Genomic DNA, 19,365 nt, shown 5'->3' with positions numbered 1-19,365 from the left:
CGCAGGATTATAACGAGGGTTTCGATAGCGTGCCATCCGAAAGATCCGTTTGTGCTATGCGAAGAAAGGTCGCCGCGAACTCCTCCGGCGGCAGCGGCAGGCTGACGATGTAGCCCTGGATCTGTTCGCAGCCTTCGGCGGCCAGGAAGCGCTGCTGCGCCTGGTTTTCCACGCCTTCGGCAATGATCGTCAGCTGCATGCTGCGGCCCAGGGCGATGATGGCGCGGGCGATGGCGGCGTCGTGGGGATCGTCGGGCAGGCCGCGGATAAACGACTGGTCGATCTTGAGGATGTCCAGCGGCAGGCGCTTGAGGTAGCTGAGTGAGGAGTAGCCGGTGCCGAAGTCGTCGATGGCCAGCTGCACGCCCAGCAGCTTGAGCTGATGCAGCACGCTCAGCGCTTCCTCGGCCTGGCTCATGATGAAGTTCTCGGTGATCTCCAGCTGCAGGTCGCCGGCCTTGAGCTGGTAGCTGCGCAGCAGCTGTTCGATGCGCCGGGCCAGGCTGGGCTGGCGTAGCTGGGCGCCGGCCAGGTTGATCGAGAGCGGGCCGAAGGCGTGGTAGGCCTTCTTCCAGGCGTGCATCTGCCGGCAGGCCTGCTCCAGCACCCAGTCGCCGAGCTGCAGGATCGTGCCGTTTTCCTCGGCCAGGTGGATGAACCGCTCGGGGGGCACTTCGCCGAAGGTGGGGTGGGTCCAGCGGACCAGCGCCTCGGCGCCGACCAGGCTCTGGGTCTTGAGGCTGAACTTGGGCTGGTAGCACAGGCTCAGCTCGTTGCGCTCGATGGCGCGGCGCAGTTCGTGTTCGAGGGCGATGCGTTCGCTGGCCTGGGTGGTGAGCTCGCGGGTATAAGCCTCGACGCGGTTACGACCCTTGGCCTTGGAGCGGTACATCGCGGCATCGGCGTTGCGGATCAGACTGGCGACATCGCTGCCGTCCTGTGGGTACAGGCTGATGCCGATGCTGGCGCTGGTGAAGAACTCGTGCTCGCCGGCCTGGAACGGTGCGTGGAAACCGGCCAGCAGCTTGTTGGCGATGGCGCTGGCATCGCTGGGCTTGTGCAGGCCGGGCAGGAGGATGATGAACTCGTCGCCGCCCAGGCGGGCCACGGTGTCCACGTCGCGCACCTGCTCCTTGAGGCGCTGGGCGATGCCCTTGAGCAGCAGGTCGCCCACCGGGTGGCCGAGGCTGTCGTTGATGTGCTTGAAGCGGTCGAGGTCGAGGAACAGCACCGCGCCCTGGCGATTGGATATCTGGGCGCAGTTCAGCGCGGCCTGCAGGCGACTTTCGAACAGGGCGCGGTTGGGCAGGCCGGTGAGCGGGTCGTGGTGGGCCTGGTAGTCGAGCTTGGCCTGGGCGTGCTTGAGGCTGGAGATATCGGCGAACACGGCGACGAAATGGGTGATCTCGCGCTCGTGGTTGCGCACGGCGCTGATGGTCAGCCAGCCGGGGTACAGCTCGCCGTTCTTGCGCTTGTTGTAGATCTCGCCCTGCCAGTGACCCTCGGCGGTCAGCTGGTGCCACATGGCAACGTAGAAGGCGCTGTCGTGCTGGCCGGAGGCGAGCAGGCGCGGGGTCTGGCCAAGGGCTTCAATCTCGCTGTAGCCGGTGATTTCGCTGAAGGCGCGGTTGACCGCGCTGATGCGCTGGTCGGTGTCGGTGATCAGCACGCCCTCGGCGGTGTTCTCGAACACCGTGGCGGCCAGTTGCAGCTTCTCCTGCATCAGGTGGCGCTCGGTGATGTCGCGGGCGATGGTCAGCATGCAGTCGACGCCACCGATCGGCAGTGGCCGGGCGGACAGCTCGCAGAGGCGAATCTGCCCGTCGCTGCGGCGGATATGGCAGCTGAAGTCGCGCACGAAGCCATCGCGCTGTAGTTGATCGACCAGGCGCTGGCGTTCGCCGAGGTCGACCCAGATACCCAGGTCCAGCGAGGTCTGGTCAACCGTCGTGCTGACATCGTAGCCGGTCAGGCGGCAGAAGCCTTCGTTGACCTCCAGCAGCAGGCCGTCGCTCTGGCGCGACAGCAGCAGCCCGTCGGGGGAGGCGTGGAAGGCCTTGGCGAACTTCTCCTCGGAGGTCTGCAGTTGCTGCTGGGTTTCCTTGAGCTGGCTGATGTCGCGGATCGCCACCACCAGTGCCGGCATGCTGTCCAGTTCGAAGGTTTCGGCCGAGGTCAGGCCGGTGAACAGTTCGCCGTTGTTGCGCCGGAAGGTCATTTCCAGGTTGCGGATGCCGCCGCGGTGCAGGCGTTCGAGCAAGGCCGGGCCGGTGCCGGCCACACCCCACAAGCCGAGCTCGGTGGCGGTGCGGCCGATCACTTGCGCAGGATTCAGGCCGATCAGCTCCTCGAACGCTTCGTTGACCTCCAGCAGGCAGCCGTCGCTGTGCCGGGCGATGATCAGGATGTCCGGGCATTGCTGGAACACCGAGGCGAACTTCTGCTCCGACAGGCGCAGGGCATCCTCGGTATGCTTGGTCTCGCTGATGTCGATCATCAGCCCGCGCATCAGCGACTTGTGGCCGTGCTCGATCATGCTGACGATATTGCGCACCCACAGGGTATGGCCGTCGGCGCGGATCACCCGGTAGTCGAGGCTGTGATCGCGTCCGGCCGCCGTTTCACTGTCGCAGTAGGCCTGCGCCCAGAGGGCATCCTCCGGGTGCAGGATGCTGCGCCAGAAGCCGGGCTTGAGCCACTCACCCGTGGGGTAACCGAGCAGGTCCTCGGCGTGGGGCGAGACATAGCTGTAGCTGAAGTCGTTGGCATCGGCCTCCCAGGCCACCGCCGACAGGCTCTCGATCAGGCCACGGTAGTGGTACTCGCTGCTGCGCAGCTCCTGTTCCAGGGCGATGCGCCGGGAAATCTCCGAACTCAGGCGGCGGTTGATGCGGATCACCACCGCCAGGATGGCCATCAGCACCAGCACCGCCGGCAGGCCATAGAGCAGTACATCGTGCCAGAAGGTCCGCTGATCGACGACGTTGCCCACCCAGCGTTGCTGGATATGGCTGACTTCACTGCTGCTCATGTCGGCCATCACCTTGTCGAGGATGCCGACCAGCACCTTTTGCTGGCGGGGCACGGCCATGGCCAGCTGGTAGCGGTAAGGGGTCTCGCCGCTGACGTACAGGCCGTCCAGCTTTAGCTGACGCAGGCTCCAGATGCTCGAGGCGAGGTCGCCGACCACCGCGTCGACCTCGTCGGTGGCCAGGGCCTGCAGGGTCGAGCTGACGTTGGGCATGGCCACCAGGTTGAGGTCCGGGTGGTGGGTACGCAGCAGTTCGTGAGGCGCGTAGTTCTCCACCACGGCGATCTTCAGGCCGTAAAGGTCCTTGAGGTTGCGCGGTTGCGCGCCGCCGGAATGGGCGAGGATGACGATCGGGAAGTCCAGGTAGGGGCGGGTGAAGGCCAGGTAGTTCTGGCGCTCCGGGGTGGACATGATCCCGGGGAGCAGGTCGAGGCGGTTGCTGCGCGCCTGTTCGAGCACTTCGGTCCAGCTGCTGGGCTCTATCGGCTTGAGGGTGATCCCCAGGCGTTCCTGGATCAGTGCGATGTAATCGGCGGCCAATCCCTGGTAGCGACCTTCCTGGTCGCGGAATTCGAACGGCGGCCATGAAGCATCGACGCCCAGGCGCAGCTGCGGGTGGGCGCTGAGCCAGGCTTGTTCCTCGTCGGTCAGGGTCAGGGCGCCGGCCGTTGTGTTCCAGGCGAGCAGGAGCAGCAACAGGAAGGCCGGCATCATGGGCATAGCGGCCTCTCGATCAGGGGGACTGATTCGAGTGTAGACGGGCATCTCGCCCGCTGGGTAGACCGTGGCAACGACCTTCTGTCACATAAGAAAAACCCCGGCCTGGGCCGGGGTTCGTCTTTACTCGTCGAGGAAGGAGCGCAGGTGCTCGCTTCGCGTCGGGTGGCGCAGCTTGCGCAGCGCCTTGGCTTCGATCTGACGGATCCGCTCGCGGGTCACGTCGAACTGCTTGCCTACCTCTTCGAGGGTGTGGTCGGTGTTCATGTCGATGCCGAAACGCATGCGCAGCACCTTGGCTTCGCGTGCGGTCAGGCCCGAGAGCACGTCACGGGTCGCTTCCTTGAGGCTTTCGACCGTGGCCACGTCGATCGGGGACTGCATGGTCGAGTCCTCGATGAAGTCGCCCAGGTGCGAATCTTCGTCGTCACCGATCGGGGTTTCCATGGAGATCGGCTCTTTGGCGATCTTCAGGACCTTGCGGATCTTGTCCTCAGGCATCTCCATGCGTTCGCCCAGCTCTTCCGGGGTCGGTTCGCGACCCATTTCCTGCAGCATCTGCCGGGAAATGCGGTTGAGCTTGTTGATCGTCTCGATCATGTGCACCGGGATACGGATGGTGCGCGCCTGGTCGGCGATCGAGCGGGTGATCGCCTGGCGGATCCACCAGGTGGCGTAGGTCGAGAACTTGTAGCCGCGACGGTATTCGAACTTGTCCACCGCCTTCATCAGGCCGATGTTGCCTTCCTGGATCAGGTCGAGGAACTGCAGGCCGCGGTTGGTGTACTTCTTGGCGATCGAGATCACCAGACGCAGGTTCGCCTCGACCATTTCCTTCTTGGCGCGGCGGGCCTTGGCTTCGCCGATGGACATGCGGCGGTTGATGTCCTTGATCTCGACAACGGTCAGGCCGGTCTCGGTCTCGAGGTCGATCAACTTCTGCTGGCAGGCGACGATGGCGGCGTCCTTTTCACCCAGGGCGGCAGCCCATTTGGTGTTGCGCTTGGCCAGGTCACCGGACCAGGTCTGGTCGGTTTCGTTGCTCGGGAACAGGCGCAGGAAGTCGGCGCGCGGCATGCGCGCGTCACGCACGCACAGCTGCATGATGGCGCGTTCTTGCTGGCGCAGGCGGTCAAGGGCGCCGCGTACACGCTCGACCAGTACGTCGAACTGCTTCGGTACCAGCTTGATCGGCATGAACAGGTCAGCCAGGGCCTGCATGGCGCCGATGCTGTCCTTGTGGCCTCGACCGTGCTTCTTCAGCACCTTGAGGGTGTCGACCAGCTGATCCTTGACCGCACCGAAGCGCTGCGCGGCAACGACCGGATCCGGACCGCTTTCGGTCTCTTCCTCGTCATCGCTGCTTTCAGCGTTTTCGTCGTCGTCGTCTTCCTCTTCCTTCGCAGCGGCGGCCTTGGCACCTGGAATCGGTACTTCCTCGGTCGGCGCGGCGATGTTGTCGTCAGGGTCGATATAACCGCTGAGGACATCGGACAGACGGCCGCCTTCGGCGGTGACGCGGTCGTATTCGCTGATGATGTAGTCGACGGTGCCCGGGAAGTGAGCGATGGCGCCCATGACTTCACGGATGCCTTCCTCGATACGCTTGGCGATTTCGATCTCGCCTTCGCGGGTCAGCAGCTCGACGGTACCCATTTCGCGCATGTACATGCGCACCGGGTCGGTCGTGCGGCCGATATCGGTCTCTACTGCCGCCAACGCTGCGGCGGCTTCTTCGGCTGCGGCTTCGTCGGTGTCGGCTTCCGCCAACAACAGGGCATCCGCATCCGGAGCACTCTCGAATACGTTGATCCCCATGTCGTTGATCATGCGGATGATGTCTTCCACCTGTTCCGGATCTGAAATATCCTCAGGCAGGTGGTCGTTGACCTCCGCGTAAGTCAGGTAGCCCTGCTCACGACCGCGGGTGATCAACTCTTTGATACGAGATTGCTGTTGCGCTTTTCCGGACATAACACCCTATCCACTGAAGGTCTTGGCGGGCAAAAAACAAGCCGAGGATTATACCCGAACCTGGACCTCACGCGCCAGATGAGGTCGGGTTTTGTGCGGGAACATTGCGGCTCAGCAGGGCGAGCAGCTGAGATTTTTCCTCTGTACTCAGTTCACTTAGACGCGCTTTCCTGAGCAGATGTTCCAGGCTGCGCTCGCGTTGGCGAGCGGACAAACTAGTTATAGTGTCGAAAAACTGTTGTTCAAGGTTGTCGGCATCGATCAGCCATTCCTTTTCCGCCAGGGCGCGCAGCAGGCGGCCCTGTTCGGTGCCGTGCCAGCGTGCGATCAACTGCATAGAGCTTAGCTTAGGATTCTTCTGCGCGGCCTCGATCAGTGCCACCAGCAGTTGACTGTACAATTGTTCTTCGTCGGCGAAGTGGCTGGCATCCTCGACCTTGCCGGCCAGCAACGGGTGATGCAGCAGTGTGCGCAGGGCCGACAGCGTCGGCGGCTCGACCGGCGCCGGTACCCGTGGCGGGGCTTCGCCGCGCTGGCCGTCGCGTTGCCAGGGCTTGCCGCCTTTCTTGTCCCACGGCTTACCGTCCCATTGTTTCTTGCCGCCGCCCTTGTTCGGCGTCCAGGGGCGTTGCTCCTGTTGCGCCGGGGCGTAGTCGGGCTGGTAGTGCAGGTCGCCATGGTCCGGCGTGTAGCTGGCCATTGCGTCGTAGTCGTAGCCGGGGTCGTAATCCGGCACGCTGGGCGTCGGCGCGCTCTGCGCCAACTGCTCCATCTGTTGCGGGTCGAGGCCGGTGATGTCCTTCAGGCGGTTGCGCATCAACTGGCGCAGGTTGGCTCCCGGCACCTTTTCGATCAGTGGTGCGGCGAGGGTGACCATGTGCGCCTTGCCTTCCAGCGAGCGCGGGTCGGCCTCGTTGCTCAACTGTTCGAAGAAGTAGTCGGCCAGCGGCTGGGCGTGCTGGTTGATACGGGCCTGGAAGGCGTCGGTGCCTTCGGCGCGTACCAGGCTGTCCGGATCCTCACCTTCGGGCAGGAACAGGAAGCGCGCACGGCGGCCGTCCTGCAGGCTCGACAGGGTTGCCTCCAGGGCGCGCCAGGCAGCCTTGCGTCCGGCCTGGTCGCCGTCGAAGCAGAACAGCACGCTGGGCACCACGCGGAACAGGCGCTTGAGGTGCTCCTCGCTGGTGGACGTGCCGAGGGTGGCCACCGCGTTGCGCAGGCCCTGCTGGGCCAGGGCGATGACGTCCATGTAGCCCTCGACCACGATGATCTCGTCGAGGTTGCGGTTGTGCTTGCGTGCCTCGTACAGGCCGTACAGTTCCTGGCCCTTGTGGAACACCGGGGTTTCCGGGGAGTTCAGGTACTTGGGCTTGTCGTCGCCCAGTACCCGGCCGCCGAAGGCGATGACCCGGCCACGGCTGTCGCGGATCGGGAACATCACCCGGTCGCGGAAGCGGTCGTAGCGCTTGCCGCTTTCGGCATTCTCGATCAAGAGGCCTGCGTCGATCATCACTTTCTGCTGCAGCGAGTCGGCGCCCAGGTGCTTGAGCAGGTTGTCCCAGCCCGGCGGGGCGAAGCCCAGGCCGAAGTCGCGGGCGATCTCGCCGGACAGGCCGCGGCCCTTGAGGTAGTCCACCGCCGCCTTGCGGGTGGCGTGGCCGCGCAGTGCCTGGCGGTAGAACTCGCTGGCCGCCTCCAGCAGCGGGTACAGCGGTGAATCGGTTGGCTGGCGCGGCTTCTGTCCGCGACGGCCTTCTTCCCGCGGGACTTCCATGCCGGCCGCGCGGGCCAGTTCCTCGACCGCCTGGGGGAAGTCCAGGTTGTCGTGGTCCATGATGAAGCCAAGCGCGTTGCCGCCGGCGCCGCAGCCGAAGCAGTAGTAGAACTGCTTGTCGGGGCTGACGGTGAAGGAAGGGCTCTTTTCCTTGTGGAACGGGCAGCAGGCGGACAGGTTCTTGCCGGTCTTCTTCAGCTGGACGCGCGAACTCACCACATCGACAATGTCGGTGCGATTGAGGAGGTCATCGATGAAGCTCTGGGGAATCAGCCCGGCCATGGCAGTCTCGTCATCTGGCAACTGGCAAGTCTAAACGCTTGTGCGCGGGTTTGGCGTGGGGTATCGCAGGAAGAGGAGTGTGCTCGTCACCAGCCCGTGAAGGGCTCGTCAGAAAGGACGTGCACGCCTGGTCGAGGACCAGTTCTGACGCGTTGAAGCAGGTTGCCCATGGCTTTTGCCGGGGCGCCCATGGCGCATGGCCAAGGGTTTGAAACGACCGCTGCCATCAGCCCGGCACGAGGCCGGGCATGGCAGAAGCTTTGCGTAGAACGGCTGTACTTAGTACAGACGAACGGCGCGGCGCTGTTCGCGCTGAACCTTCTTGGCGTGACGCTTTACAGCGGCAGCGGCTTTGCGCTTGCGCTCGGCGGTCGGCTTCTCGTAAAACTCGCGGCTACGAACTTCAGCCAGTACACCGGCTTTTTCGCAGGAGCGCTTGAAACGACGCAGAGCTACGTCGAAGGGTTCGTTCTCTTTAACTTTGACGGCTGGCATCCAGGGCTACCTTAATTCATTACCGGGGTAGACGTGCTCCTGGCAAAACATAAGGTGTGCTGGAGAACGTCGGTTTTCAAGGGTTGCGGATGTTAACCCTTAGCTGGCCGGAATGCAAAGCCTCTGATCGAAAACCGCTGGTCGGCACCGGACACGGGGACTATCATGCGCGCCTTCGAATTCAGCCTCGACAAGGCACGGACCCATGCTAGTACTGGGATTGGAAACATCCTGCGACGAAACTGGCGTCGCATTATACGACAGTGAGCGCGGCCTGCTGGCCGACGCGCTGTTCAGCCAGATCGACCTGCACCGCGTCTATGGCGGCGTGGTGCCCGAGCTCGCCTCGCGCGACCACGTCAAGCGCATGCTGCCGCTGATCCGCCAGGTGCTGCAGGAAGCCGACTGCGTCGCCACCGAGATCGACGCCATTGCCTACACCGCGGGTCCTGGCCTGGTCGGCGCGCTGCTGGTGGGTGCTTCCTGCGCCCAGGCGCTGGCCTTCGCCTGGGATATTCCGGCGATCGGCGTGCACCATATGGAAGGCCACCTGCTGGCACCGATGCTCGAGGAGCAGCCACCGGAGTTTCCGTTCGTCGCTTTGTTGGTGTCCGGTGGGCATACCCAGCTGGTGCGCGTCGATGGCATCGGTCAATACGAGCTGCTGGGCGAGAGCCTGGATGACGCCGCCGGTGAAGCCTTCGACAAGACCGCCAAGCTGATCGGTCTCAATTATCCGGGTGGACCGGAAATCGCCCGCCTGGCCGAGCAAGGCACGCCCGGGCGCTTCGTGTTCCCGCGGCCAATGTGCGATCGGCCAGGCCTGCAGTTCAGTTTCAGCGGCCTCAAGACCTTTGCCCTGAACACCTGGCAGCAATGCCGCGACGCCGGGGACGACAACGAGCAAACCCGTTGCGACGTGTCGCTGGCGTTCCAGCAGGCGGTGGTGGAGACTCTGACCATCAAGTGCAAGCGCGCCCTCAAGCAGACAGGCCTCAAGCGTCTGGTCATCGCCGGTGGCGTGAGTGCCAACACCGCCTTGCGTGCTTCGCTGGAAGACATGCTGGCCAGCATCAAGGGCAATGTCTATTACGCCCGTCCACGGTTCTGCACTGACAACGGCGCGATGATCGCCTACGCCGGTTGCCAGCGCCTGCTGGCCGGGCAGCAGCAGGACCTGGCCATCAGCGTGCAGGCGCGCTGGCCGATGGAGCAGTTGCCGGCGGTGTGAGCCGCGCCGGGGTCATGCGCACGCCTCAGAAATGGCGTTCGCGCCCGGCGAACAGGTCACGCAGGTTGTTGCGGTGGCGCCAGACGATCAGGATCGTCAACACCGTCATCGGCAACAGTGCTTCGGGCTCTCGCCAGGCCAGCAATGGCAGCGTCAGCGGCGTGGCGATCAAGGCTGCCAGCGAGCTGGTGCGGGTGAGGTAGAAGGTCAGCAGCCAGGCGCCGATGGCCAGCAGCGCAGCGGGAAAGTACAACGCCATGAGCATGCCGGCGGCAGTGGCCACGCCCTTGCCGCCCTGGAAACGGAAGTACACCGGGAACAGGTGGCCAAGGACTGCGCAGATGCCGACCCAGGCCTGCTCCTGCTGGTCGAGCCCGGCCAGGCGGGCCAGCAGTACTGGCAACATGCCCTTGCACAGGTCGCCGAGCAGCGTCAGGATCGCCAGCTTGCGGCCTGCCAGGCGCAGCATGTTGGTCGCGCCGGCATTGCCCGAGCCGCTGGAGCGCGGGTCGGGGCTGCCGCTGAGGCGGCTCAGGACGATGGCGAAGGACAGAGAGCCGAGCAGGTAGGCAAGCAGCGCCAGTGACCAAAACATGCTAACTATTCCGGGCGAGGACGCCCTGATTCTAACGGCGCCCGTCGCCCTTGTCGTGCTGTGGAGAGAAGTGCTTGGACAGAGTGTTCATCGAAGGCCTGGAAGTCGATACCGTCATCGGTGCCTATGACTGGGAGCGGGATATTCGCCAGTGCCTGCGCCTGGACCTGAGTTTCGCCTGGGACAACCGCCCGGCGGCGGCCGGTGACGACCTGTCACTGGCGCTGGACTATGCCAGTGTCTCGGCGCGCGTCCAGGCCTTTGCCGAGCAGGCGCGCTTCGAGCTGGTGGAGACCTTCGCCGAGCGTCTGGTGGCGGTGCTGATGGCCGAGTTCAACATCCCCTGGGTGCGGCTGAAGCTGACCAAGCCGGGCGCGGTGCCTGCGGCCCGTGGCGGTGTAGGCGTGGAGATCGAGCGCGGATGTCTCTGAGTACGGTATATCTCGGGCTGGGCAGCAACATCGACCGCGAGCGGCACTTGTGTGCGGGACTCGATGCGTTGGCAGGCATGCTCAGTGACATGCACTGCTCCGCAGTGTTCGAGAGCCAGGCCGTGGGAATCAAGAGCGGCCCGTTTTACAACCTGGTAGTGCGCGGATGCACCGACCTGCCGCTGCTGGAACTCGACCGCCGGCTCAAGTTCATCGAGGCCGAAAACGGCCGCTACGCCCCGGATCGCAAGGGGCTGCCGCTGGATATCGATGTACTGATGTTCGATGACCTGTGTGGCACGTTCAATGGTCTGGTGCTGCCGCGGGCGGAGATCGTGAAGAACGCCTTTGTGCTGTGGCCGTTGTCGTTGCTGGCACCGGAACTGGTGCATCCGGGCGAGGGCAAGTCCATGGGGCAGCTGTGGCGGGAGGCGAGCATTGAACAGGTACTGGCGCCGGTGCCGTTCGAATGGCGAGGGTTGCAGCTGACTCTGATGTAAGCCAGTACCGCCCTCTTCGCGGGTAAACCCGCTCCCACAGGTATCGCGCCGCTGTTGAGGGCGGTGAAAAACCTGTGGGAGCAACTGTCTTGCTCAATTTTTAGAATCTGGCGCGATCCCTGTGGGAGCGGGTTTATCGGACCGCCGCACCGCCGCGAAGCAGGCTACGCGGTACCTGGCACCGGCTGCGCCGGTGTTCGCGGCTGAAGCCGCTCCCACAGCGACCGCGCAGCCCTCAAGCCACGCGCCACGCCTGTGGGAGCGGGTTTACCCGCGAAGGGCGGGGGCGGATCAAGCTGATTGGTATGCTTCGAGCGCCTTCAGCCGTTTGTCTTTCAGTGCGTCACCCAAGGCCTTTCCGGTCAGTCCTTTCTCAACCAGCGACTTCACTTCCACTGCCCGCGCCGCTTCAGCGGCTCCCCGCAGGTACATGCCCTGAGGGTAAGCCGAGCCTGGCGCAGCCATCTCGCACGCGACGATGAAATCCTCGAAGCGTTGCGGTCGTCGATACACATCGAACTTCTGCAGCATTTCCAGCAGGCTCACCGGCTCCAGTGCCAGAGCTTGATCGGCCCGTTCGGCGAACTCCCCCACCAGCACCGCCAGTTCCTGGCATTCGCGTGGGACCTTGAAGCGCTGGTTGAGTGCCTTGATCGCCGTTGGCTCCAATCCGCGCAGCAGGCATGCCCAACGCACCGGCAGTGATTGCTGGTGCCTGGCCGCCTGGTGCAGCGCAGCCAGTGTATCGGTGCCGTGCTCCAGCTCTGGCATCAGCTCTTTCAGTGCGCCGCAACTGCGCAGCACCTCGACGAACACCTGAGGCTCGCTTTCCATCAATGCCCGTTCGATCTCCTTCCAGCTGCGCTCGGCGGTCAGTGCCTGCAGCTCGCCCGACTCGGCGATCTGGCGCATCAGTTTCAGGGTGTCGTCGGCGACGTGGAAACCCAAGGGCGCGTAGCGGGCCGCAAAGCGCGCAACGCGCAGAACCCGCAGGGGATCTTCGGCGAACGCCGGGGAAACATGGCGAAGGATCCGCTGTTCGAGATCGGCCTTGCCGTGATAGGGATCGTGCAGCGCGCCGTGTTCGTCCTCGGCCATGGCATTGATGGTCAGGTCGCGCCGAACCAGATCTTCTTCGAGGGTGACTTCGGGGCTTGCGTGAAAGGTGAAACCGCCATAACCGCGCCCGCTCTTGCGCTCGGTACGGGCAAGGGCATATTCCTCACCGGTCTTCGGGTGCAGGAACACCGGGAAATCGGCGCCGACCGGGCGGAATCCCTGGGCCTGCATCTGTTCGACGGTGGCGCCAACCACCAACCAGTCGACGTCGCTGACCGGACGGCCAAGCAGGCGGTCGCGCACGGCGCCGCCAACCTTGTAGATCTGCATGTGAAACCTCCATTTCTGCCGACAGGATACCTTGTCGGCAGAAATGGTGCGGGCCGGGCTAGAGGTGGTGCACCACGGCCAGGTCCATGCGCCCGTAGTCGCCGGCCTCGCTGTGCTCGCTGCGCGGTGGCATGTGGTGGGTCTTCATCACCTGGTCGCCCTGCACGGTCTCCAGGTGGATATCGAAGCCCCACAGGCGATGCAGGTGCTTGAGCACCTCGTCGGTGGAGTCGCCCAGCGGTTTGCGGTTGTGCTGCTGGTGACGCAGGGTCAGCGAGCGGTCGCCGCGCCGGTCGATGCTCCAGATCTGCACGTTGGGTTCGCGGTTGCCCAGGTTGTACTGCGCGGCCAGCTGCTCGCGGATTGTGCGGTAGCCGTCCTCGTCATGGATCGCCGGCACCAGCAGGTCGTCACGCTGGTCGTCATCGAGGATGCTGAACAGCTTGAGGTCGCGCATCACCTTGGGTGACAGGTACTGCAGGATGAAGCTTTCATCCTTGAAGCTGCTCATGGCGAACTTGATCGTCGACAGCCAGTCGCTGCCGGCGATCTCCGGGAACCAGCGGCGATCCTCATCGGTGGGGTACTCGCACATGCGGCGGATGTCGGTGTACATGGCAAAGCCCAGGGCATAGGGGTTTATGCCGCTGTAGTAGGGGCTGTCGAAGCCAGGCTGGAACACCACGCTGGTGTGCGACTGCAGGAACTCCATCATGAAGCCTTCGGTGATCAGCCCCTCGTCGTACAGGTCGTTCATCAGGGTGTAGTGCCAGAAGGTCGCCCAGCCTTCGTTCATCACCTGAGTCTGGCGCTGCGGGTAGAAATACTGGGCGATCTTGCGCACGATGCGCACCACTTCGCGCTGCCAGGGCTCCAGCAGCGGGGCGTGCTTCTCGATGAAGTAGAGGATGTTCTCCTGGGGCTCGGCCGGGAAGCGTGCGTCGTCTCTCTCGCCGCCTTTTTCGGCGCCCTTGGGGATGGTGCGCCAGAGGTCGTTGATCTGCCGTTGCAGGTGCTCCTCGCGCTCCTTCTGCCGGCGCCGCTCTTCCTCGGCGGAAATGGGGTAGGGGCGCTTGTAGCGGTCCACGCCGTAGTTCATCAGGGCGTGGCAGGAGTCGATCAGGTCCTCGACGGCATCGATGCCGTGGCGCTCCTCGCATTGAGCGATGTACTGCTTGGCGAACACCAGGTAGTCGATGATCGAGCTGGCGTCGGTCCAGGTGCGGAACAGGTAGTTGCCCTTGAAGAAGCTGTTGTGGCCGTAGCAGGCGTGAGCAATCACCAGTGCCTGCATGCACATGGTGTTTTCTTCCATCAGGTAGGCGATGCACGGATCGGAGTTGATCACGATCTCGTAGGCCAGGCCCATCTGGCCGCGGCTGTAGGACTTCTCGGTGCTGAGGAATTGCTTGCCGTAAGACCAGTGGTGATAACCCAGCGGCATGCCCACCGAGGCGTAGGCGTCCATCATCTGCTCGGCGGTGATCACTTCGATCTGGTTGGGGTAGGTGTCCAGGGCGTAGCGAGCGGCCAGGCGACTGATCTCGCGGTCGTAGGTCTGGATCAGCTCGAACGTCCATTCGGAGCCGGTGGAAATGGGCTGGCGTCTCTGCTCTCTGGCGGTCATGTGGCTAACCTGCGCTGGAAGAGTTCACGGAAGACCGGGTAGATGTCGCCGGCCGATACCAACTGCTGCTGGGCGAAGGTGTCGGGGAACGCCTCGCCGATGCGCTCGTACTCGTACCACAGCGCCTGGTGTTCGCGTGGGGTGATCTCGACGTAAGTGTAGTACTGCACGTGCTGCATGATCTGGTTGGCGAGGATGTCGCGGCAGATCGGCGAGTCGTCGTTCCAGTTGTCGCCGTCCGAGGCCTGGGCGGCGTAGATGTTCCAGTCGCTGGCCGGATAGCGCTCGGCCATGATCTCCTGCATCAGCTTGAGCGCGCTGGAGACGATGGTGCCGCCGGTCTCGCGGGAGTAGAAGAACTCTTCCTCGTCCACTTCACGGGCGCTGGTGTGGTGGCGGATGAACACCACCTCGATGCGGTCGTAGTTGCGCTTGAGGAACAGGTACAACAGGATGAAGAAGCGCTTGGCGATGTCCTTGGTGGCCTGGGTCATGGAGCCGGACACGTCCATCAGGCAGAACATCACCGCCTTGGAGCTGGGGTTGGGCTGCTTGACCAGCAGGTTGTACTTCAGGTCGAAGGTGTCGAGGAACGGCAGGCGGTTGATGCGCGCCTTGAGCCGCTCGATCTCGATCTCGGTGTCCTGGATGTCGGTGAAGTTGTCCGGTTCCTCGACCTTGAGCCGGTCCAGCTCCTTCTGCGCCTCGCGCAGCAGGGCGCGGCTGCTGCCGGTCAGGGCGATGCGCCGGGCGTGGGCCGAGCGCAGGGTGCGGACGATGTTGATGCGCGACGGGTTGCCCTCGTTGGCAATGCCCGCGCGTACGGTCTTGAAGGTGTCGGCACCGGTCAGGTGGCGCTTGACCAGGTTGGGCAGCTCCAGGTCCTCGAACATGAATTCGAGGAATTCTTCCTGGGTGATCTGGAACACGAAGTCGTCCATGCCCTCGCCGGAGTTGCCGGCCTTGCCGCGGCCACTGCCACCGCCGCCACCTTGTGGCCGGGCGATGTGTTCGCCGGCGGTGAATTCCTTGTTGCCGGGGTGGACGATGGTCTGCTTGCCGCCACGACCGTGGTGCAGCACCGGTTCGTCGATGTCACGACCCGGGATGCTGATCTGTTCGCCATGCTCCATGTCCATGATGGAGCGGCGGCTCACGGCCTCTTCGACGGCCTTCTTGATGTGTTCACGGTAACGCCGCAGGAAGCGCTGGCGATTGACCGTGCTCTTGTTCTTGCCGTTCAGGCGTCGGTCGATTACGTAGCTCATGGTCCCTCCGGTAGCTGGGAACAGCTGCATGCTTCAAGCTACGAGCTGCGCGTAAAAGCAGCCGCCGCCGTCCGGGCCGGCAAGGCCAGCCTCGGACGCACGGCGTGTAGCGTGTCGCCTTATTGCGATTTCCTGACCCGCAGGTACCATTCCGACAGCAGTCGAACCTGCTTGTCGGTGTAGCCACGCTCCACCATCCGGGTGACGAAGTCGTTGTGCTTCTGTTGATCCTCCTTGCTGGCCTTGGCGTTGAAGCTGATGACCGGCAGCAGGTCCTCGGTGTTGGAGAACATCTTCTTCTCGATCACCACCCGCAGCTTCTCATAGCTGAGCCAGCTGGGGTTCTTGCCGTTGTTGTTGGCCCGGGCGCGCAGCACGAAGTTGACGATCTCGTTGCGGAAATCCTTCGGATTGCTGATGCCGGCCGGCTTCTCGATCTTCTCCAGCTCTTCGTTGAGGGCGATGCGGTTGAGGATCTCGCCGGTTTCCGGGTCGCGGTACTCCTGGTCCTGGATCCAGAAGTCGGCGTACAGCACGTAACGGTCGAAGATGTTCTGGCCGTACTCGCTGTAGGACTCCAGGTAGGCGGTCTGGATTTCCTTGCCGATGAACTCGATGTAGCGCGGTGCCAGGTATTCCTTCAGGTAGCGCAGGTAGCGCTCGCGCACCTCGGCGGGGAACTGCTCCTGCTCGATCTGCTGCTCCAGCACATACAGCAGGTGCACTGGGTTGGCCGCCACCTCGTGAGGGTCGAAGTTGAACACCTTGGAAAGGATCTTGAAGGCGAAGCGGGTCGACAGGCCGTTCATGCCCTCGTCGACACCCGCAGAGTCGCGGTACTCCTGGATCGACTTGGCTTTCGGGTCGGTGTCCTTGAGGTTCTCGCCGTCGTACACGCGCATCTTCGAGTAGATGTTGGAGTTCTCGGGCTCCTTCAGGCGTGAGAGCACGGTGAACTGGGCCAGCATCTTCAAGGTGTCCGGCGCGCAGTGCGCCTTGGCCAGGGAGCTGTTGATCAGCAGCTTGTCGTAGATCTTGATCTCGTCGCTGACGCGCAGGCAGTACGGCACCTTGACGATGTAGATCCGGTCGATGAACGCCTCGTTGTTCTTGTTGTTGCGGAAGGTGTGCCACTCCGATTCGTTGGAGTGGGCCAGCAGGATCCCGGAGTAGGGGATCGCGCCCAGCCCCTCGGTGCTGTTGTAGTTGCCTTCCTGGGTCGCGGTGAGCAACGGGTGCAGGACCTTGATCGGCGCCTTGAACATCTCGACGAATTCCATCAGGCCCTGGTTGGCCCGGCACAGGGCGCCCGAATAGCTGTAGGCGTCGGCGTCGTTCTGCGGGAATTCCTCGAGCTTGCGGATATCCACCTTGCCCACCAGGGCAGAGATGTCCTGGTTGTTCTCGTCGCCCGGCTCGGTCTTGGCGATGGCGATTTGGTTGAGGATGGATGGGTAGAGCTTGACCACCTTGAACTTGCTGATGTCGCCGCCGAACTCCTGCAGGCGCTTGGTGGCCCAGGGCGACATGATGGTGTTGAGGTAGCGGCGCGAGATGCCGTATTCCTCTTCGAGGATCTGGCCGTCCTCGGCGGCATTGAACAGGCCCAGGGGCGATTCGAATACCGGCGAGTCCTTGATGGCGTAGAACGGCACCTTTTCCATCAGCTGCTTGAGTTTCTCGGCCAGCGACGATTTACCGCCGCCCACCGGGCCCAGCAGGTAGAGGATCTGTTTCTTCTCTTCCAGGCCTTGGGCGGCATGGCGGAAGTAGGAGACTATCTGGTCGATGCACTCTTCCATGCCATGGAAGTCGGCAAAGGCCGGATAGCGGCGGATCACCTTGTTGGAGAAGATCCGCGACAGCCTGGAGTTGCTTGAGGTGTCGATCAGCTCTGGTTCGCCGATGGCCAGCAACAGCCGCTCGGCCGCCGAGGCATAGGCGCTGCGATCCTCTTTGCACAGCTCGAGGTACTCCTGCAGCGAAAGTTCTTCCTGGCGGGTGGACTCGAAACGTTGTTGGAAGTGGCTAAAAATGCTCATGACGTCACCTCGCTCGATACGTGGAGACGACGCCGGATCAGTCAGCTGATGCTGGCATGCAACCGGGCTCGCCGATTGCTGTATACCCCCCAGAACACCTTGGAACGCTACCGATGACCCGCACGCCGGTGTACCGGCTCTCCCCTTTTTTGGATGGCCTGGGCTTAAGGATAGTTGGTTATACGCAAGGTCAAGGGCGGGGAGCCGAGAAGAGGCCTGCGACCGTTCGTCAGGTCGGGCGCAAGCCCGCGCCAAGCGCGGGCTGGAGGAAAAATGAAAAAATTATTCGGCGCTGCCCTGGGCGGTTTCCGCCGGGTAGGTGTTGCGCCACAGCTCGAAGCCACCGTCGATGCTGTAGACGTTGGAGAAGCCCTGGCCGACCAGGTAGGCGGCAGCGCTCTGGCTGGAATTGCCGTGGTAGCAGACAACCAGTGTAGGCGCGTCCAGGTCGGCGTTGCGGATGAAATCGGCAACCGAGTGATTATCCAGATGAGTGGCGCCGGCGATGTGCCCGGCGGCATAGGCCTGCGGGTCGCGAATGTCGACCACGACCGCGCCTTGCGCACGCAGGGCGAGGGCTTGCTCTGGGGTAATGCGCTTGAATTCGCTCATGGGTGCGGTTCCTTCAGGGGTGTTCGTTGAGTGGAGCCGGCGGGCGCGGGGTGCCCTCGCGGGTGCAGTCGCAGCGGTGGAACTCACCACTGTCGACATTGTACAGGGTCATCGCGCCGCCCCAGACGCAGCCGGTGTCCAGGGCGATCACGCCGGGCACATCAACGCGGCCTTCGAGGGCGGCCCAGTGGCCGAAGATGATCTTCACATGACGCGAGCGACGGTCCGGGTGATCGAACCACGGCTTGTAGCCTTTGGGGGCGCTGTCGGCGCCTTCCTTGGTCTTGAGGTCGAGCTTGCCGGCGGCAGTGCAGAAGCGCATGCGGGTGAAGTAGTTGGTGATCACCCGCAGACGCTCGACGCCGGCCAGGTCCTTGCTCCACTTGTTCGGCTCGTTGCCGTACATGCCGTCCAGGTACAGCTTCAGGCGGCCGTCGTCGCGCAGCACTTCCTCGACCTCGGCCGCCAGCTCCAGCGCCTTGCCCAGGGTCCATTGCGGCGGGATGCCGGCATGGACCATGGCGATGCCGCGGGTCTCGTCGTAGTGCAGCAGCTTTTGCTGGCGCAGCCAGTCGAACAGCTGGTCGGCGTCCGGGGCTTCGATGATTTCGCGCAGGGTGTCGCTTTTCTTCAGGCGCTCGACATTGTGCCAGGCCGCCAGCAGGTGCAGGTCGTGATTGCCCAGCACGCAGACCAGCGCATGGCGGATCGAATAGAGGTAGCGCAGGGTCTCGAGGGACTCGGGGCCACGGTTGACCAGGTCACCCACCAGCCACAGCCGGTCGACCGCCGGGTTGAAGCGCACGCGTTCGAGCAGGCACTTGAGTGGTTGCAGGCAGCCTTGCAGGTCGCCGACCGCGTAGGTGGCCATTAGTGCAGGGCCCCGGGCACGGCCAGGCGGAACGGCGCGATCTCGGCGTCGAAGCGCTTGCCGTCCTCGGCGAACATCTGGTAGCTGCCCTGCATGGTGCCGACGCGGGTGCTGATGACCGCGCCGCTGCTGTAGGTGTGGCTCTGGCCGGGTTCGATCAGCGGCTGTTGGCCGATCACGCCGGCGCCGCGCACTTCCTCGACCTCGCCGTCACCGTTGGTGATCAGCCAGTGGCGGGACATCAGCTTGGCCTTGACCGTGCCGTTGTTCTGCACGGTGATGGTGTAGGCGAAGGCGAAACGGCTGCTTTCGGGGTCGGATTGGTCTTTGAGGTAGCGGGTCACGACGCTGACGTCGATCTGATAGCGGGGGTCGGACATGCAAGGGCCTTGGGCGAACTGACGCAATAACGCAGTCTAGGCCATTGAGAGGGGGGAGGGCCAGCGGGGTGGGGCCTGAGATCGTTGTTATCAGTACCGGCCTCTTCGCGGGTGAACCCGCTCCCACAGGAATCGCACGCGGTCAC

General features: G+C 63.7%; 15 protein-coding genes. 3 read left to right on the top strand and 12 right to left on the bottom strand.

Going from position 1 to position 19,365, the window contains the following annotated elements; genetic code table 11:
* Nucleotides 1-7: 7 nt before the first annotated feature.
* From AC0MAZ_RS01520 to rpsU, 4 genes are all read right to left on the bottom strand, one after another.
* Entirely contained in the window at nt 8-3,751 is a 3,744-nt protein-coding gene (locus AC0MAZ_RS01520) for an EAL domain-containing protein (protein WP_475859916.1), read from the bottom strand.
* A gap of 120 nt (nt 3,752-3,871) precedes the next feature.
* Nucleotides 3,872-5,722, bottom strand: coding sequence for an RNA polymerase sigma factor RpoD (rpoD, locus tag AC0MAZ_RS01515; protein ID WP_475859915.1), 1,851 nt, complete (start codon nt 5,720-5,722; stop codon nt 3,872-3,874).
* A gap of 67 nt (nt 5,723-5,789) precedes the next feature.
* Complete coding sequence (dnaG, locus tag AC0MAZ_RS01510; protein WP_232855073.1) at nt 5,790-7,778, bottom strand: DNA primase; 1,989 nt, start codon at nt 7,776-7,778, stop codon at nt 5,790-5,792.
* 279 nt (nt 7,779-8,057) lie between these two features.
* Nucleotides 8,058-8,273 (bottom strand): 30S ribosomal protein S21, encoded by a 216-nt coding sequence (gene rpsU / locus AC0MAZ_RS01505; protein WP_003255575.1) that lies wholly within the window; start codon nt 8,271-8,273, stop codon nt 8,058-8,060.
* A gap of 205 nt (nt 8,274-8,478) precedes the next feature.
* On the opposite strand from rpsU, the gene tsaD reads away from it, so the two are divergent.
* On the top strand, nt 8,479-9,504 hold the full coding sequence (gene tsaD, locus AC0MAZ_RS01500) for a tRNA (adenosine(37)-N6)-threonylcarbamoyltransferase complex transferase subunit TsaD (RefSeq protein WP_203649916.1): 1,026 nt from the start codon (nt 8,479-8,481) through the stop codon (nt 9,502-9,504).
* Nucleotides 9,505-9,529: 25 nt separating this feature from the next.
* Here tsaD and plsY read toward each other — a convergent pair whose 3' ends face one another.
* Nucleotides 9,530-10,099, bottom strand: a complete 570-nt coding sequence (gene plsY, locus AC0MAZ_RS01495) for a glycerol-3-phosphate 1-O-acyltransferase PlsY (RefSeq protein WP_050703505.1) — start codon at nt 10,097-10,099, stop codon at nt 9,530-9,532.
* 74 nt (nt 10,100-10,173) lie between these two features.
* On the opposite strand from plsY, the gene folB reads away from it, so the two are divergent.
* Nucleotides 10,174-10,530 carry a dihydroneopterin aldolase gene (gene folB / locus AC0MAZ_RS01490; protein ID WP_110994292.1) on the top strand — a complete coding sequence of 119 codons (357 nt, stop codon included), beginning with the start codon at nt 10,174-10,176 and terminating at the stop codon, nt 10,528-10,530.
* A complete protein-coding gene (gene folK, locus AC0MAZ_RS01485; RefSeq protein WP_203649918.1) occupies nt 10,521-11,030 on the top strand; it encodes a 2-amino-4-hydroxy-6-hydroxymethyldihydropteridine diphosphokinase in 510 nt (169 codons plus the stop codon). Before folB ends, folK begins: the two co-directional genes overlap by 10 nt.
* 291 nt (nt 11,031-11,321) lie before the next feature.
* On the opposite strand, the gene AC0MAZ_RS01480 is transcribed toward folK, so the two are convergent.
* From AC0MAZ_RS01480 to apaG, 7 genes are all read right to left on the bottom strand, one after another.
* Nucleotides 11,322-12,419, bottom strand: a complete 1,098-nt coding sequence (locus AC0MAZ_RS01480; RefSeq protein ID WP_475859911.1) for a tRNA nucleotidyltransferase/poly(A) polymerase-related protein — start codon at nt 12,417-12,419, stop codon at nt 11,322-11,324.
* A 58-nt stretch (nt 12,420-12,477) separates the two neighbouring features.
* Nucleotides 12,478-14,046 (bottom strand): SpoVR family protein, encoded by a 1,569-nt coding sequence (locus AC0MAZ_RS01475; protein WP_232855075.1) that lies wholly within the window; start codon nt 14,044-14,046, stop codon nt 12,478-12,480.
* Nucleotides 14,043-15,314, bottom strand: coding sequence for a YeaH/YhbH family protein (locus tag AC0MAZ_RS01470; RefSeq protein WP_203649924.1), 1,272 nt, complete (start codon nt 15,312-15,314; stop codon nt 14,043-14,045). The genes AC0MAZ_RS01475 and AC0MAZ_RS01470 overlap by 4 nt, the downstream gene beginning before the upstream one ends.
* A gap of 119 nt (nt 15,315-15,433) precedes the next feature.
* Entirely contained in the window at nt 15,434-17,356 is a 1,923-nt protein-coding gene (locus tag AC0MAZ_RS01465) for a PrkA family serine protein kinase (RefSeq protein WP_203649925.1), read from the bottom strand.
* A 282-nt stretch (nt 17,357-17,638) separates the two neighbouring features.
* A complete protein-coding gene (gene glpE / locus AC0MAZ_RS01460) occupies nt 17,639-17,968 on the bottom strand; it encodes a thiosulfate sulfurtransferase GlpE (RefSeq protein ID WP_050703512.1) in 330 nt (109 codons plus the stop codon).
* 13 nt (nt 17,969-17,981) lie between these two features.
* Nucleotides 17,982-18,839 carry a symmetrical bis(5'-nucleosyl)-tetraphosphatase gene (locus tag AC0MAZ_RS01455; RefSeq protein WP_475859909.1) on the bottom strand — a complete coding sequence of 286 codons (858 nt, stop codon included), beginning with the start codon at nt 18,837-18,839 and terminating at the stop codon, nt 17,982-17,984.
* Nucleotides 18,839-19,219, bottom strand: a complete 381-nt coding sequence (apaG, locus tag AC0MAZ_RS01450) for a Co2+/Mg2+ efflux protein ApaG (protein WP_475859907.1) — start codon at nt 19,217-19,219, stop codon at nt 18,839-18,841. Before apaG ends, AC0MAZ_RS01455 begins: the two co-directional genes overlap by 1 nt.
* Nucleotides 19,220-19,365: the final 146 nt, after the last annotated feature.

Source organism: Pseudomonas sp. A (assembly GCF_056270345.1).
This window is presented reverse-complemented; position numbering and strand designations above follow the sequence as displayed.

Bases quoted from the DNA above. Each gene is read 5' to 3' on its own strand.
- AC0MAZ_RS01520 (WP_475859916.1), bottom strand. From the start codon at position 3,751: ATGCCCATGATGCCGGCCTTCCTGTTGCTGCTCCTGCTCGCCTGGAAC.
- rpoD (WP_475859915.1), bottom strand. From the start codon at position 5,722: ATGTCCGGAAAAGCGCAACAGCAATCTCGTATCAAAGAGTTGATCACC.
- dnaG (WP_232855073.1), bottom strand. From the start codon at position 7,778: ATGGCCGGGCTGATTCCCCAGAGCTTCATCGATGACCTCCTCAATCGC.
- rpsU (WP_003255575.1), bottom strand. From the start codon at position 8,273: ATGCCAGCCGTCAAAGTTAAAGAGAACGAACCCTTCGACGTAGCTCTG.
- tsaD (WP_203649916.1), top strand. From the start codon at position 8,479: ATGCTAGTACTGGGATTGGAAACATCCTGCGACGAAACTGGCGTCGCA.
- plsY (WP_050703505.1), bottom strand. From the start codon at position 10,099: ATGTTTTGGTCACTGGCGCTGCTTGCCTACCTGCTCGGCTCTCTGTCC.
- folK (WP_203649918.1), top strand. From the start codon at position 10,521: ATGTCTCTGAGTACGGTATATCTCGGGCTGGGCAGCAACATCGACCGC.
- AC0MAZ_RS01480 (WP_475859911.1), bottom strand. From the start codon at position 12,419: ATGCAGATCTACAAGGTTGGCGGCGCCGTGCGCGACCGCCTGCTTGGC.
- AC0MAZ_RS01475 (WP_232855075.1), bottom strand. From the start codon at position 14,046: ATGACCGCCAGAGAGCAGAGACGCCAGCCCATTTCCACCGGCTCCGAA.
- AC0MAZ_RS01470 (WP_203649924.1), bottom strand. From the start codon at position 15,314: ATGAGCTACGTAATCGACCGACGCCTGAACGGCAAGAACAAGAGCACG.
- AC0MAZ_RS01465 (WP_203649925.1), bottom strand. From the start codon at position 17,356: ATGAGCATTTTTAGCCACTTCCAACAACGTTTCGAGTCCACCCGCCAG.
- glpE (WP_050703512.1), bottom strand. From the start codon at position 17,968: ATGAGCGAATTCAAGCGCATTACCCCAGAGCAAGCCCTCGCCCTGCGT.
- AC0MAZ_RS01455 (WP_475859909.1), bottom strand. From the start codon at position 18,839: ATGGCCACCTACGCGGTCGGCGACCTGCAAGGCTGCCTGCAACCACTC.
- apaG (WP_475859907.1), bottom strand. From the start codon at position 19,219: ATGTCCGACCCCCGCTATCAGATCGACGTCAGCGTCGTGACCCGCTAC.